Origin of the sequence: Olleya namhaensis (assembly GCF_900114005.1) — a bacterium.
In the GTDB taxonomy this organism is placed as follows: domain Bacteria; phylum Bacteroidota; class Bacteroidia; order Flavobacteriales; family Flavobacteriaceae; genus Olleya; species Olleya namhaensis.
Genome location: NZ_FORM01000008.1, coordinates 187,093 through 200,735, shown reverse-complemented (window position 1 = coordinate 200,735; position 13,643 = coordinate 187,093). Strand labels below are relative to the sequence as shown.

Genomic DNA, 13,643 nt, shown 5'->3' with positions numbered 1-13,643 from the left:
TATGGCAGAAATTATCAACATGCCACGTTTAAGTGACACCATGGAAGAAGGGACTGTCGCAGCTTGGTTAAAAAAAGTAGGAGATAAAATAGAAGAAGGCGATATTCTTGCAGAAATCGAAACAGATAAAGCAACAATGGAGTTTGAATCTTTCCATGAAGGAACACTTTTATATATTGGTGTTCAAGAAGGAGAAACAACTAAAGTAGATCAGCTTTTAGCTATTATTGGTGAAGAAGGTGAAGATATCTCAGAAGCGTTAAACGGAAGTGCTGAAAAGGAAGCGTCTGCGGATGCTGCTGTAGCAAGCACAGAAGACACTGCTGATGATGCTTCTAGTTCAGATAGCTCAAGTGATTTACCAGAAGGAGTAACAGTAGTAACGATGCCAAGGTTAAGTGATACCATGGAAGAAGGGACTGTTGCTACTTGGTTGAAAAAAGTAGGAGATGAGGTAGAAGAAGGAGATATTCTTGCAGAAATCGAAACTGATAAAGCTACGATGGAGTTTGAATCTTTTCAATCTGGAAACTTATTATACATAGGATTAGAAGAAGGAGATTCGGCTAAAGTAGATTCGTTATTAGCAATTATTGGTCCTAAAGGAACTGATGTATCTGGTATAGCAAAAAGCTTTGATGCCAACGGAAGTACTTCATCTAAAAAAGAAGAAGCGCCAAAAAAGGAAGCTAAAGTAGAAGCGCCTAAAAAAGAGGCGCCTAAAGCAGCTCCGGCGCAAACAGAAACTACAACAACTGCATCGGGGCGTATATTTGTATCTCCTTTGGCTAAAAAAATGGCCGAAGAAAAAGGGATCAATTTATCTCAAGTTAAAGGATCAGGTGAAAATGGACGTATTGTTAAACGCGATATCGAAAACTTTACACCATCTGCAGCGGTAGCACAATCATCTGCTCCAGTAGCTAAATTTGTAGCTTCAGGTCAAGAAGATTTTGATGAGAAACCAAATTCGCAAATGCGTAAAGCAATTGCTAAAAACTTAGCTAAATCTAAATTTACAGCACCTCATTATTATTTAAATGTGGAGTTTGATATGGATAATGCTATGGCGTTTAGAACACAGTATAACTCTATTCCAGATACCAAAATTTCGTTTAATGATATGATTGTTAAAGCATGTGCTTTAGCATTACGTCAACACCCGCAAGTTAACTCGCAATGGTTTGATGATAAAATGAGATTAAACAACCATGTACACATTGGTGTAGCGGTTGCTGTGGAGGACGGATTGTTAGTGCCAGTTGTAAAGTTTGCTAATGAGCAGTCTTTACCTCAAATTGGAGCAGCAGTTAGAGATTTTGCAGGTCGTGCTAGAAAGAAAAAATTGTCTTTAGATGAGATGGAGGGAAGTACTTTTACTATTTCTAACCTAGGGATGTTTGGTATTGAAAGCTTTACGTCAATTATAAACCAGCCTAACTCTGCAATTTTATCTGTTGGTGCAATTGTAGCAAAACCAGTAGTTAAAAACGGACAGGTAGTAGCAGGTAATACAATGAAGTTAACTTTAGCTTGTGACCACAGAACAGTGGATGGAGCTACAGGTTCTCAATTCCTTCAAACATTAAAAGGGTATATTGAAAATCCTGTAACCATGTTAGTATAATAGTTTCGCTTTAGCGGAAATTAAAATCATATAAAATCCCATTTCAATATAATTGATTTGGGATTTTTTTATCTTTAAACACAAACCCATTCAAATGAAAAAAATAATTTTATTAGTAGCTGTATTTGCTGTTTTTACATCGTGTAAAACAAAAGTAAACGAGGTGGTAAAACCTATAGATTATACAATAACAGCACAAGAGGTAAAAAGTATTGTGTCTTATTTGGCATCTGACGATCTTAAAGGAAGAGATGTTGGTAGCAAAGGTATTGCTGATGCAGCAACGTACGTAGAAGATAAATTGAAATCCTACGGAGCAACGCCTTATTTTGATACTTATCGTGATAATTTTAAAGTTGGCGATTTAGACGCTTTTAATGTTGTTGGCTATTTAGAAGGAAATGATGCCGATTTAAAAAACGAGTTTATATTAATTGGTGCCCATTATGACCATATTGGACAAAGTAAAACGGTCGCAAATGATAGTATTGCAAATGGTGCAAATGATAATGCAGCAGGAACAAGTGGTGTACTAGCTTTAGCTAAATATTTTGGAGCTAAAAAATCAAATAAGAGAAGTCTTTTATTTGTAACATTTTCGGCAGAGGAAAAAGGATTGTTAGGATCTAAGCATTTAGCAAACCGATTAAAAGACGCTAATTTGGATTTATATACTATGATAAATTTAGAAATGATTGGTGTGCCTTTTAAAGATAGAGACTATCAAGCATTTATTACTGGTTTTGATAAATCTAATTTAGCAGAAACAATGAATGGGTACGCAGGTACAAAAATGGTTGGTTTTTCTGATGTTGCAGCAAAATATAGTTTGTTTAAACGTTCGGATAATTATCCTTTTTACGAGGCTTTTAAGGTGCCATCACATACTGTGTCTTCTTGCGATTTAAGTAATTTTGACTTTTATCACCATGTGGATGATGAGGTTGATCAATTAGATTACCCTTTTATGACGACTTTAATAAACAATTTAGCACCAGTTATTGAACAAATAACAAATGCATCAACTAAAGAAATTAAGTTAAATGAAAACTAAAAATATTATAATAACAGGTACAAGTCGTGGTATTGGTTTTGAACTGGTACATATTTTTGCCAATCAAGGTCACAATGTTTTGGCTTTATCTAGAAATGCACAACCTGTAAATAATCTTCATTTTGAAAACATTACGTCTTTTGCTTTTGATTTAGGTAATCCAGACGATTACAAAAAAGTAGAAACATTTATTAAAGAGGAGTGGAAACAAGTAGATGTGTTAATTAATAATGCGGGTACTATTGTAAACAAGCCATTTGCAGAAACCGCAATGGCAGATTTTGAGCATGTTTACAAAACCAATGTGTTTGGTGTTGCAGAAATGACAAGGACTGTACTTCCGTTTATGCCTAAAGATGGGCATGTTCTGTCTGTAAGTTCTATGGGCGGTGTACAAGGTAGTATGAAATTTGCAGGATTATCTGCTTACAGTTCTAGTAAAGGTGCCGTAATAACGCTTACAGAGTTGTTGGCTGAAGAATATAAAGAGAGTGGACCGTCATTTAACGTGTTGGCTTTAGGTGCGGTTCAAACCGAAATGTTAGAAGAAGCTTTTCCGGGATACCAAGCGCCAAACTCAGCTAAACAAATGGCAGATTATATGGCAGATTTCGCTTTAACAGGACATAAGTTTTACAACGGTAAGATGTTACAGGTATCTAACTCTACACCATAAAAAAATGCGGTTGATTTATTAAAATAAATCAACCGCATATATAGCAGACTAGTTAATATTTATACACGCTCAAGTGCCGCGTATGCTTCCGCACTAGAAAATTTGTCTTCAGAAAAGATGTTGTATTCTAATACTTTAATGACTTGCATTAATTGTTCAAAATTCTTTTTTTGGTAAATAGGTTTTAGGCTATCGTCTACTTTAAAAAACATCTCGCTTTGATTGTTGTTTTTGTTAATTCCGTAGAAAAATAATATTTCGTTAGCTTTTGGTTTAAAATATTTATAATCGTCTGACACACTTGCTGTCTTGTTGTAATAAATTTTTATATATACTTTTTCGGTGTCTACTTCTTTATCTATATCCAAATCCTCAGGATCAAGACGGTAGCGTGTTACTTGCAGATAGTCGTCAGAAGTTGTGCTTTGGTCGTTGTTTTGTTGTGCTTGAATCGTGCTTAGGGAAAGCAGAAACAAGAGAATAAGGGAAAATCTCATAGTTGCTATTAATCAGTTAATCTTAAGGGATGCTATTTTTTAATCAGCAACAAGAAACTAATTATTTATTAATTACGCAAATTTACACGTAACTTTATCTTAATTTTTTAACACTTTATCTAAAGTATTAATATTTAATAGGTTTTTTACTACGTAATAACGAGGTTTTTGTTATCAAAAACTATCATTTTGATAGATGTGCTTATTTGTGGTGTTTTAAATTTAACCTAGATCTGTAGAGGTCTTAAGATTTGATATTATAAAACGTGTTGTGCGTTTTCAATATTAGCTTTATATAGTTTGGTATAGCGTTCTCCAAACGTATCAATTACAATAGCGACTGCTAAGTGAATCATCACCGCTGTAAATATGCCAAAATAGAGCGGTTTAAGAGCGACTTTAGATAATACTATAGCTAAGGTTATAAAGACTAAAGCATATATTAGTTTAAGCGTGAAAAAGGCGTTTAGGTTTTTATTAACCATAACTAAATCAGACTTTAAGTAGCTGTCTTTATTATCTTGGTATTGTGCTACTTTTTGATCTACGGTTTTCTGATTATTTACCAAGAAATAACCCGTAATAAATACGCCAGCTTCTATCAAACCTAAAACTAACATTGCTATTGCAAAGACTTTAAATTGCGGCTTGTTGGCATAAAAATAGACACCAGTAATTATAGATAATAAACCTATGATTCCCGCGCTTAAACCTAATAAGCGCTCGCTTTGTAAATACTGTTGCACAAAATCCATGATACGTTGATTTTAAGAAACCAATTTACTTATTTTTTTAAATGCATTTCATTTTAAATTAATTTACTTTTGTGAAAAATATCAAAATGAAACAAACAACAAACAGCATATTAATGATTCGTCCTGTAAACTTTAGGATGAACGAGCAAACGGCAGTAAACAATTATTTTCAAGAAACACTTGCCATAAAAAACGCAGAAATTAATACAAAAGCGCAAGAAGAATTTGATGCCTTTGTAGAAAAGTTAAAAGCAGTTGGTGTAAATGTTGTTGTAATTAGTGATGATATTAATGTAGATACTCCGGATTCGATATTTCCAAATAACTGGGTTAGTTTTCATGAAAATGGAGATGTTGCTATGTATCCAATGTTTGCAGAAAATAGGAGAAAAGAAAGACGAGAAGATGTATTTATTAAATTAGAAGAAGAAGGATTTAAAATTAATAATATAACAGATTATACTTCTGCAGAAGAGCAAGGTGTTTATTTAGAGGGTACCGGAAGTTTATTATTGGATAGAGCCAATAGTATTGCGTATTGCGCATTGTCTCCAAGAGCTGATGAAGAATTGTTCATTGAATTTTGCGAAGATTTTGAATATACACCAGTTGTATTTACTGCAAACCAAACGGTAGAAGGAGAGCGTTTAGCTATTTATCATACTAATGTAATGATGTGTTTGGCAGAAACCTTTGCAGTGATTTGTTTAGATACTATTGATGATAAAAAAGAACGTAAAAACGTGGTGTCTCATTTAAAGCAAACGGGTAAACAAGTAATTGCAATAACAGAGCAACAAATGAATCAGTTTGCAGGAAACATGCTGCAATTAAGAGGTAAAGATGATGCGTTGTATCTAGTAATGAGTCAAGCAGCTCATGATAGTTTAACTGCGACACAAAAGGCAGAGATAGAAGCACATTGTCCTATTTTATCAAGTAGTTTAGAAACTATAGAGACTTGTGGTGGTGGTAGTGCGAGATGTATGATGGCTGAGGTATTTCTACCGAAGGTCTAGTTCAAGTATCACCTGGGTTTTCAACCTTGCTTTTAGGGAGTTCTACATAAAAAGTGCTCCCTATATTTTTATCACTTTCTACCCAAATATTACCCTTGTTTAGTTCTACTAATTCTCTACAAATAGTAAGTCCTAAACCGGTTCCTTTTTCTTTTTCAGTACCTCTTGTGGTAAATGTGTTGCTTACAAATAGCTTATCTAAATCTTCTTTATTTATACCAACACCTGTATCAGCAACGCTAAGTATAGCACGACCATTACTTATCTGATTGGTTATAGATATAGTATCTCCGCGATTAGTAAATTTTACAGCATTAGCCAATAAGTTTTGTATAACTATTTCAATCATACTTCGATCTGCGTATACAAAATCGCGTAATGTGTTATCTACTAATCTAATGCCTTTGGATTCAAACTTCTGGTCCATTAGCTTTGTTTTTTCAGTAAAAACCTCTTTAATATCAAATAAGGAAGGTTTTGGATCTAAAGACTGCATTTGCGACTTAGACCAGTTTAATAAATTAAATAATAGTAAAGAGGCATTGTTGGCGCTCTCACTTAATTCAGGTAAATAGCTTTGAAACTCTTCTTGCGTTAATTGTCCGTCTTTTAACAAATCTATAAACCCTTTTGTAGAGGTTAACGAATCTTTTAAATCATGAGAAACGATAGAGAACAGCTTATCTTTTACTTTGTTAATATTCTCAAGGTTTTTGCTCTGTTCTAAAATAGCTTCGTTTTGTAATTCTATCTTTTTATTTTTTGCTTCTAGCTCTCTAGTATATTTTAATCTATTGTTTCGTTTTACATAAAACAATACAAAAGAGGTCAGTACTACAGCAAAAGCAGCTAGTAAAGCATAAAAAATCAATTTAAACTTGTCGTACTTTTGTTTGCTTACTTGGTTCTCGTTTTGTGTAATTGGCAGTATGTTTGAAGCTCGGGTAGATGTTAAATCTCCCGTAGAATCAATTACTTTTAGAGCATTATTCTTTGTTTTTTCAGAGTCTATTTTTTCTTTTAGATGGTAGTACTCACTTTGCCAAACAAAGGCATTATCAAACTTTCCGTTAGTAGAATCTAAAACTTTCATAAGCTGATAATTACGCAGTAATTGCTCATCATTATTTATAATTCGACTTAAATTGGCAGCTTCGATTAGCTGGTGTTCTGCAGTCTTTAAACGTTTTTGATGTAAATTTAATTCTCCTAAACTATTTAAAGATACAAGTACTTCTTCTTGATTATCAAAACGTCTATTAAGGTTAATGGATTCTACCAAATACCTAGAAGCCATTTTGTAGTCTTTGTCTTTTAGGTAAGCATTACCTAAGTACGGTAATATTTTAGCTCTAAAATTTTCATTTTTAGTTCCTGCATAACCTAAAGCGCTTTCGTAATAACTTATAGCTTGACTGTAATCTTCTTTTGCAGTATAAATATCGCCTAGATCTTTATTAGTAGCAATTAAACCATTAATGTTATTGTCTTTATTATCTACTTGTAATTTTTTTAAATTAAAAGTAATGGCTTTTTCTAAGTCTCCGGATGTGTGGTATGCTTTTGCAAGACTCTTGTAATTTTGTGACAGTTCTTCGTATAAGTTCCTTTTTTCTAATTCCTTTATAGCGGATAAAGCGTAGGTTAAACCATCTTGATAATTTCCTTTTTCAATTTCTAAAACGCCTAAATTACTATCTACTTTAGCAACAGCGATGGTATCGTTCATGGATTGAAACAATACTTTAGCAGCTTTAAAATCGGTTATAGCTTTCGGTATATTACCTTCTTGATTATGTATTTTAGCTTTTAAAAAAATAATTTCGGCAAGGCCTTTATTGTAGCCTAAATCTTTAGCTAATTTTTCGCTTTGTTGTACAAATTTTAAAGCTTTAGTATACTTTTTAGATTTAAAAAGTAGTTTTATAATGTTAATGGAAGTATTAACTTTAGTGGAGTCTGGATCTTGATAAGCCAACTGAATAGTCAAACTCTCTAGTTCATCGTCTTGCGAAAAGCTAAAAGCAGTATTCAGTAGGAAAATAAGGACAATCAGTCTCTTCATTTAAAGGTACAGCATTACGCATTATAATATAAGTAGCTAAAAAGCAGCCCATATTATACAATTATAATGACTTAAATAGTTAGTTAAATTTATAGAAGAAAAGTGGAGGGATTTTTCTTCTCGCCATAAAAATGACTATTAATATGCTGATATCATAATTTTTAAGCGGTACTACCTATAAATTAGACTAACGGTAGATTTTAGTTTTTTTACGTAAATCACTCGCTTTATTTAGGAGTTTAAAAACATATATTTTTATTTTTAAGTTATTACAAACGGGGCTAATATGCACGATAAAATCTGTCGTTTTCACGCAATAAATGCTATATTTGCGCTTTCAAAAAATACATCAAATGAGCCTTCAGCATACCTTAGAGCAACACGTAAAACAAGCAGTAAATTCAATTTATAGTGCAGACTTACAGTCGGTAGAGTTTCAAGCAACTCGTAAAGAGTTTGCAGGAGATATTACCGTTGTCGTGTTTCCTATGTTAAGGGTGGTAAAGGGTAATCCTGTGCAAATAGGAGAGGCTATTGGTAGCTATTTGTTAGAAAATGTGACTGAAGTCGAAGGGTTTAATGTTGTAAAAGGCTTTTTAAATCTTGAAATTCAGGCCTCATATTTTGTAAACTATTTTAATAGTATTAAGGATCAAGAGACGTTTGGTTTTGTTAACGCTTCCGCGGAAAATAAAGCCGTTATGGTGGAGTATTCATCACCAAATACAAACAAGCCATTACACCTTGGACATATCCGAAACAATTTATTAGGGTATAGTGTAGCCGAAATAATTAAGGCTTCGGGTAAAAAAGTATATAAAACACAAATTATTAACGATAGAGGAATACATATTTGTAAAAGTATGTTGGCTTGGCAACGTTTTGGTAATGCAGAAACTCCTGAATCTACAGGGTTAAAAGGCGACAAATTAGTAGGTAATTACTACGTTAAGTTTGATCAAGAATATAAAAAGGAAATTGCTGCTTTAATGGCTGAGGGTAAAACCGAAGATGACGCTAAAAAAGAAGCGCCTATTTTAGTGTCAGCACAACAGATGCTTCAAAAATGGGAGGCAGGAGATAAAGACGTAGTTACTTTGTGGGAAACCATGAATGGCTGGGTATATAAAGGTTTTGATGAAACTTATAAAAACCTTGGTGTTGATTTTGATAATTTATATTATGAAAGTGAGACCTACCTTTTAGGTAAAGAGTTTGTCGCTGAAGGTTTAAAATCAGGTGTGTTCTTTAAAAAAGAAGACGGATCAGTTTGGTGCGATTTAACAGCTGATGGTTTAGACGAGAAAATTGTGTTGCGTTCTGACGGTACAGCTGTATACATGACACAAGATATTGGAACAGCTATCCAACGTGTTAAAGATTATCCAGATGTTGGAGGTATGGTTTATACGGTTGGTAACGAGCAAGAATATCACTTTCAAGTCTTGTTTTTAATTATTAAAAAACTTGGTTTTGATTGGGCTAAAAATCTATTTCATTTAAGTTACGGTATGGTAGATTTACCATCTGGTAAAATGAAGAGTAGAGAAGGGACTGTTGTTGATGCAGACGATTTAATAGTCGAAATGGCAGACACAGCAAAAACCATCTCTGAAGATTTAGGTAAATTAGAAGGTTATACAGATCAAGAAAAAACAGACTTGTATAAAACTATTGGTTTAGGGGCTTTAAAATATTACATTTTAAAAGTAGATCCTAAAAAACGTATTTTGTTTGATCCAAAGGATTCAATCGATTTTCAGGGTAATACAGGACCTTTTATTCAGTACACGTATGCTAGAATTCAATCTATCTTACGTAAGGCTGGTGTAGACGCTACAGTAACTTTAAGCGCGGATCAAGTGGCTCTTGAAGATAAAGAGCGTGAGTTAATTAAGCAATTACAATTGTTTCCGGAAGTTATCCAGCAAGCAGCCACTAACCATAGTCCTGCATTAATTGCTAATTACACTTATGATTTGGTAAAAGCTTTTAATAGTTTTTATCAAAATGTGTCTATACTTGGGGCAAATACACAAAATGAAATTGTTTTTAGAGTACAATTATCTCAAGCAGTAGCAAATACTATAAAAAACGCTTTTAGCTTATTAGGTGTGGCAGTGCCAGAACGTATGTAAGATTAAAACTTTACTATATTAAAAAAACGCTTTCAATTATTTGAAAGCGTTTTTTTTGTTGTGTGTTGTAAGCCTATTATCTTGGTTTGTAAATTGCACCAGTAGCAAAATCAACAATTACTCCAGGAAAGAAAAGTAAAATATCAGCAATTAATGCTCCAACCCTAATTTCTCGCTGCTGCTCTCCTGGTTGAGGTTTTGTTTTTTGAGAAGCAGTAATTTTTCCTCCAAATACCGTAGCGCAACTAGACATCATTATTGCAACTAATCCAATTGCAATTACATTTTTTAGTTTTTTCATTTTTTCGAAATTTATGTTAATAATTAATCTAGACATGATAGAAAGTCTTTAATTATAGTTTTATGACAGTAGTAATAAAGTTTATGAAATTTGACTCTCATTATTAACTGTATTTAGAACTCTAATTTTTGTAATTCTTGTAGGTAAGTATATTTGTAAGGTAAGCTAATAAATTCAGCATAATGGATTTGTTTCTTGTTTTATCTTTTATGATAGTTTTTTTAGTTAAATTTTGCTTAAGCGAAAATTAACTTATTATTTGCCACTCTTAAGTTAAAGTTAGGTGGTTTGTCTTAAACACGAAGCGGTTTAAAATAGCATGAGGTTCTCGATACATTTGTTTTTTCCGTTATCACTCCAGAAACAAACACTCGAACTGATGCTGGGTGACGACTCATGGTGTTTTTATATATGTAATACTTAAGTGCTTTGGATGTACAGCAAAAATGAGTTATCACATATCGTCGTTTCTAGTAATTTACGAGGCATGAGCATATAGTGTCGAGAACTATTCTAAAATAAAGTAAATAGTGGTTTTTTATAAGAAATACAACCTGATCTTAAAAGTTGCGTTTAATTCGCAGCAGAGAAATATTCATTTAAAATATAATCGAATGCTGTTTTTATTGGGGCTTTCTCCCAAGTTCCTATTTCTATTACTGTGTAGTTAGTTCCAATAATAATTTTTTCACTATAAAAATCTAAACCAATAAAAAAAGAAATATAATCGGTTACGTATTCCGCAAAACTATCTTCTTTGTCTTTTAATGGTGGATAAAATTTTAATTTATTAAAATATCAGGATGGATCGTTTTTAGTTTATAATATAAAAGCAATCCAAAACCGTTATAACGAGTTTCTAAAGTTTTAAAAGATTCTAACTTATAAAGTGTTTTTGAGTATAATGCTTCTTTAGATATTTCCTGTAATAGATCGGTGCTGAGGCGTGTCGTTTTGTAATGCATCATTTAGCCTAATAAGAATCTTGTTAATCTAAATTCTATAGTTTTTGTCTGAATTTGGATAGGTTTCAAAATCAGATTGATAATAAATATCAGTTATTTGTAATTTAAAGATTGCAAATTAACATCTTATATTTTTATTCAAACTTGATATAGTCAATTTCAATATCAAAGTCGCCTGCTTTTTTATCGCTAATAATTAATGCCATATTATAAATGTCATCTAATGCAGTAATTGGCATGTCGTTTCCAATAACTTCACTAATACGATAATGCTTGAAGTCTGATAAATTAACTGTTAGTGTTTCCCATTCAGTTGTTTTTGGAGAAAACGTATGCTTGTAATACGGGATGTAATACTGTTGACTGTTTTTTAAAGATAATCCAAACGTCCGATCTCTACTGCTACTTTTATAACGCATAGTCATTGTTTTGCAAGCGCTTAATGCGCCTTTAATAACTAGAGTACGCATACTTGCAAATCCACCATTGTTTTCTAGACTTACAGCGCCCGTAAATTGGATACTGTTGTTTGTTAGTTGGATTTCGGATTTGGAGAGTCCTCCCATAACACCATCATTAACAATGCGCCAAGTGTCTCCAGCTTTATCTTGTCCAAAATCTATGGTTAATCCTGTAGTTGTTATCATAAATAGTAGAGTTAGAAGTAGTAATTGTTTCATATCTAAAGATACAACAACCAAAGCAGCATTTGTTTTAAAGTCTTGTTAATAGATTATAAATTGAAGTGATAAAAAAGATTTATTTAAGTTAAGAAATCTAAGTGTAAAACTGTCTAATAATCTCATCAAAATCTACTATTTTTGTGACAATGCAATACACCATTTCTCATTACATACCGGAAGCGTCTTTACCTAGAGTGTTAGAACTATTGGAACACGATAATTTAATTGTATTGGTTAAAAAGGAACGTAAAACAAGACATGGAGATTATCGCAGATTACCAAATGGAAAGCATCAAATTACGGTTAATGGTAGCTTAAATAAATACCGTTTTTTAATTACATTAATTCATGAAATTGCACATTTAGAAGCATTTTCTAAATTTGGACGCCAAATTAAACCTCATGGTTTGGAATGGAAGCACACGTTTCAGCATTTAATGTTGCCATTTATAAATCCAGAAGTGTTTCCTGATGCTATTTTACCAGCATTGGCAAAACATTTTAAAAATCCAAAAGCGTCTAGCGACACAGATGTGCAACTGGCCTTAGCTTTAAAGCAATTGGACGCACCAAATAATAAAAGCTTTATATTTGAAGTACTTTTACATCAGACTTTTAAGATACACAATGGACGTGTATTTAAAAAAGGAGCAAAACGACGGACTCGTCATGAGTGTGTTGAGGTAAAAACGGGTAAAACCTACCTGTTTAATGCCAATGCTGAGGTAGATATTATTAACGATTAAGTAAAGGCTTAATACAACAAGAAGGACATGCAAAATAAAAATTATTACGCCATATTAATGGCAGGAGGAGTAGGTTCACGTTTTTGGCCAGTTAGCACGGAAGAGTTTCCGAAGCAGTTTCATGACATGCTTGGAACTGGAGATACACTAATCCAAAAAACGTTTAGCAGATTAAGTACGCTTATTCCTAAAGAGAATATTTTTATTTTAACTAACGAAAAATATAACGATTTGGTGTTAGAGCAACTTCCAGAAGTTAATCAACGTCAAGTAGTTTTAGAGCCAGCTATGCGTAACACAGCGCCTTGTATTTTGTATGCTAGCTTAAAAATACAAAAGGAAAACCCTGATGCTGTCATGATTGTTGCGCCAAGTGATCATTGGATAGAAGATGAAGACGCATTTACAACCAACGTAAAACAGGCGTTTGAATATTGTGAGACTAATGATGCATTAATGACCTTAGGAATTACACCTACATTTCCAAATACAGGATATGGTTATATCGAATGTGGAGAAGCATCAGAAGAAAAAATAAGTGACGTTATTCAATTTAGAGAAAAACCAGATTATAATACTGCTAAGCAATTTATAGCAAAAGGTAATTTTTTATGGAATGCAGGGATATTTATGTGGTCTGTTTCTAGTGTCATTAAAGCCTTTCAAGAAAAGCAACCAGGATTATATGAGTTGTTTAAAACAGGAATACCGACTTATAATACCGAGTTTGAAGACGATTTTATTAGAGATAATTACGCTAAAGCTGAAAACATCTCTGTAGATTATGCTATTATGGAATCTTCAACAAACGTCTACGTTATTCCAGCAACTTTTGATTGGAATGATTTAGGGACTTGGGGAAGTTTATATGATAAATTAGATAAAGACGAAAACAATAATGCGGTAGTTAATGCCAAAACATTAACGGAAGATGCCTCTGGAAATATGATCCGTACTAAGACCGATAAGGTAGTGGTAGTGGATGGGTTGAAAGATTATATTATTGTGGATAAAGACGAAGTTTTACTTATCTTTCCGAAGTCAAAAGAACAAGATATTAAATCAGTACTCCAAAAAGTAAAAGACAAGTACGGAGAGCATTACGGATAGGATTTAA

The 13,643-nt window shown here is 32.9% G+C and carries 12 protein-coding genes; 7 read left to right on the top strand and 5 right to left on the bottom strand.

Annotated elements, in window-relative coordinates; genetic code table 11:
• Position 1: 1 nt before the first annotated feature.
• From BMZ09_RS13605 to BMZ09_RS13595, 3 genes are all read left to right on the top strand, one after another.
• Complete coding sequence (locus BMZ09_RS13605) at positions 2-1,627, top strand: pyruvate dehydrogenase complex dihydrolipoamide acetyltransferase (protein WP_090841564.1); 1,626 nt, start codon at positions 2-4, stop codon at positions 1,625-1,627.
• 94 nt (positions 1,628-1,721) lie between these two features.
• Positions 1,722-2,681 (top strand): M28 family peptidase, encoded by a 960-nt coding sequence (locus BMZ09_RS13600; protein WP_090841562.1) that lies wholly within the window; start codon positions 1,722-1,724, stop codon positions 2,679-2,681.
• Entirely contained in the window at positions 2,671-3,357 is a 687-nt protein-coding gene (locus BMZ09_RS13595) for an SDR family NAD(P)-dependent oxidoreductase (RefSeq protein WP_090841560.1), read from the top strand. Before BMZ09_RS13600 ends, BMZ09_RS13595 begins: the two co-directional genes overlap by 11 nt.
• Positions 3,358-3,416: 59 nt before the next feature.
• On the opposite strand, the gene BMZ09_RS13590 is transcribed toward BMZ09_RS13595, so the two are convergent.
• Both BMZ09_RS13590 and BMZ09_RS13585 read right to left on the bottom strand, forming a co-directional pair.
• On the bottom strand, positions 3,417-3,854 hold the full coding sequence (locus tag BMZ09_RS13590; protein ID WP_143067828.1) for a hypothetical protein: 438 nt from the start codon (positions 3,852-3,854) through the stop codon (positions 3,417-3,419).
• Between the two features lie 257 nt (positions 3,855-4,111).
• Positions 4,112-4,609 (bottom strand): hypothetical protein, encoded by a 498-nt coding sequence (locus tag BMZ09_RS13585; RefSeq protein WP_090841556.1) that lies wholly within the window; start codon positions 4,607-4,609, stop codon positions 4,112-4,114.
• A gap of 86 nt (positions 4,610-4,695) precedes the next feature.
• Between BMZ09_RS13585 and ctlX the strand changes: the two genes are divergently transcribed.
• Complete coding sequence (gene ctlX, locus BMZ09_RS13580) at positions 4,696-5,628, top strand: citrulline utilization hydrolase CtlX (RefSeq protein ID WP_090841554.1); 933 nt, start codon at positions 4,696-4,698, stop codon at positions 5,626-5,628.
• Position 5,629: 1 nt separating this feature from the next.
• On the opposite strand, the gene BMZ09_RS13575 is transcribed toward ctlX, so the two are convergent.
• Positions 5,630-7,693 (bottom strand): tetratricopeptide repeat-containing sensor histidine kinase, encoded by a 2,064-nt coding sequence (locus tag BMZ09_RS13575; RefSeq protein WP_090841552.1) that lies wholly within the window; start codon positions 7,691-7,693, stop codon positions 5,630-5,632.
• Positions 7,694-8,046: 353 nt separating this feature from the next.
• Here BMZ09_RS13575 and argS point away from each other — a divergent pair, with 353 nt between their 5' ends.
• The gene (argS, locus tag BMZ09_RS13570; RefSeq protein ID WP_090841551.1) at positions 8,047-9,831 is read left to right on the top strand and encodes an arginine--tRNA ligase; all 1,785 of its coding nucleotides are present in this window, start codon (positions 8,047-8,049) and stop codon (positions 9,829-9,831) included.
• A 76-nt stretch (positions 9,832-9,907) separates the two neighbouring features.
• On the opposite strand, the gene BMZ09_RS13565 is transcribed toward argS, so the two are convergent.
• Positions 9,908-10,132 carry a hypothetical protein gene (locus BMZ09_RS13565; RefSeq protein WP_090841549.1) on the bottom strand — a complete coding sequence of 75 codons (225 nt, stop codon included), beginning with the start codon at positions 10,130-10,132 and terminating at the stop codon, positions 9,908-9,910.
• 1,099 nt (positions 10,133-11,231) lie between these two features.
• Positions 11,232-11,744, bottom strand: a complete 513-nt coding sequence (locus tag BMZ09_RS13560; protein ID WP_177183542.1) for a CIA30 family protein — start codon at positions 11,742-11,744, stop codon at positions 11,232-11,234.
• 182 nt (positions 11,745-11,926) lie between these two features.
• On the opposite strand from BMZ09_RS13560, the gene BMZ09_RS13555 reads away from it, so the two are divergent.
• Positions 11,927-12,526, top strand: coding sequence for a SprT-like domain-containing protein (locus BMZ09_RS13555; protein WP_090841545.1), 600 nt, complete (start codon positions 11,927-11,929; stop codon positions 12,524-12,526).
• A gap of 27 nt (positions 12,527-12,553) precedes the next feature.
• Positions 12,554-13,636, top strand: a complete 1,083-nt coding sequence (locus BMZ09_RS13550) for a mannose-1-phosphate guanylyltransferase (protein ID WP_090841543.1) — start codon at positions 12,554-12,556, stop codon at positions 13,634-13,636.
• The last annotated feature ends 7 nt before the right edge of the window (positions 13,637-13,643 follow it).

Coding starts and splice junctions, on each gene's coding strand:
- BMZ09_RS13565 (WP_090841549.1), bottom strand. CDS start 10,132: ATGAAAAAACTAAAAAATGTAATTGCAATTGGATTAGTTGCAATAATG.
- BMZ09_RS13560 (WP_177183542.1), bottom strand. CDS start 11,744: ATGATAACAACTACAGGATTAACCATAGATTTTGGACAAGATAAAGCT.
- argS (WP_090841551.1), top strand. CDS start 8,047: ATGAGCCTTCAGCATACCTTAGAGCAACACGTAAAACAAGCAGTAAAT.
- BMZ09_RS13575 (WP_090841552.1), bottom strand. CDS start 7,693: ATGAAGAGACTGATTGTCCTTATTTTCCTACTGAATACTGCTTTTAGC.
- BMZ09_RS13595 (WP_090841560.1), top strand. CDS start 2,671: ATGAAAACTAAAAATATTATAATAACAGGTACAAGTCGTGGTATTGGT.
- ctlX (WP_090841554.1), top strand. CDS start 4,696: ATGAAACAAACAACAAACAGCATATTAATGATTCGTCCTGTAAACTTT.
- BMZ09_RS13585 (WP_090841556.1), bottom strand. CDS start 4,609: ATGGATTTTGTGCAACAGTATTTACAAAGCGAGCGCTTATTAGGTTTA.
- BMZ09_RS13590 (WP_143067828.1), bottom strand. CDS start 3,854: ATGAGATTTTCCCTTATTCTCTTGTTTCTGCTTTCCCTAAGCACGATT.
- BMZ09_RS13550 (WP_090841543.1), top strand. CDS start 12,554: ATGCAAAATAAAAATTATTACGCCATATTAATGGCAGGAGGAGTAGGT.
- BMZ09_RS13600 (WP_090841562.1), top strand. CDS start 1,722: ATGAAAAAAATAATTTTATTAGTAGCTGTATTTGCTGTTTTTACATCG.
- BMZ09_RS13555 (WP_090841545.1), top strand. CDS start 11,927: ATGCAATACACCATTTCTCATTACATACCGGAAGCGTCTTTACCTAGA.
- BMZ09_RS13605 (WP_090841564.1), top strand. CDS start 2: ATGGCAGAAATTATCAACATGCCACGTTTAAGTGACACCATGGAAGAA.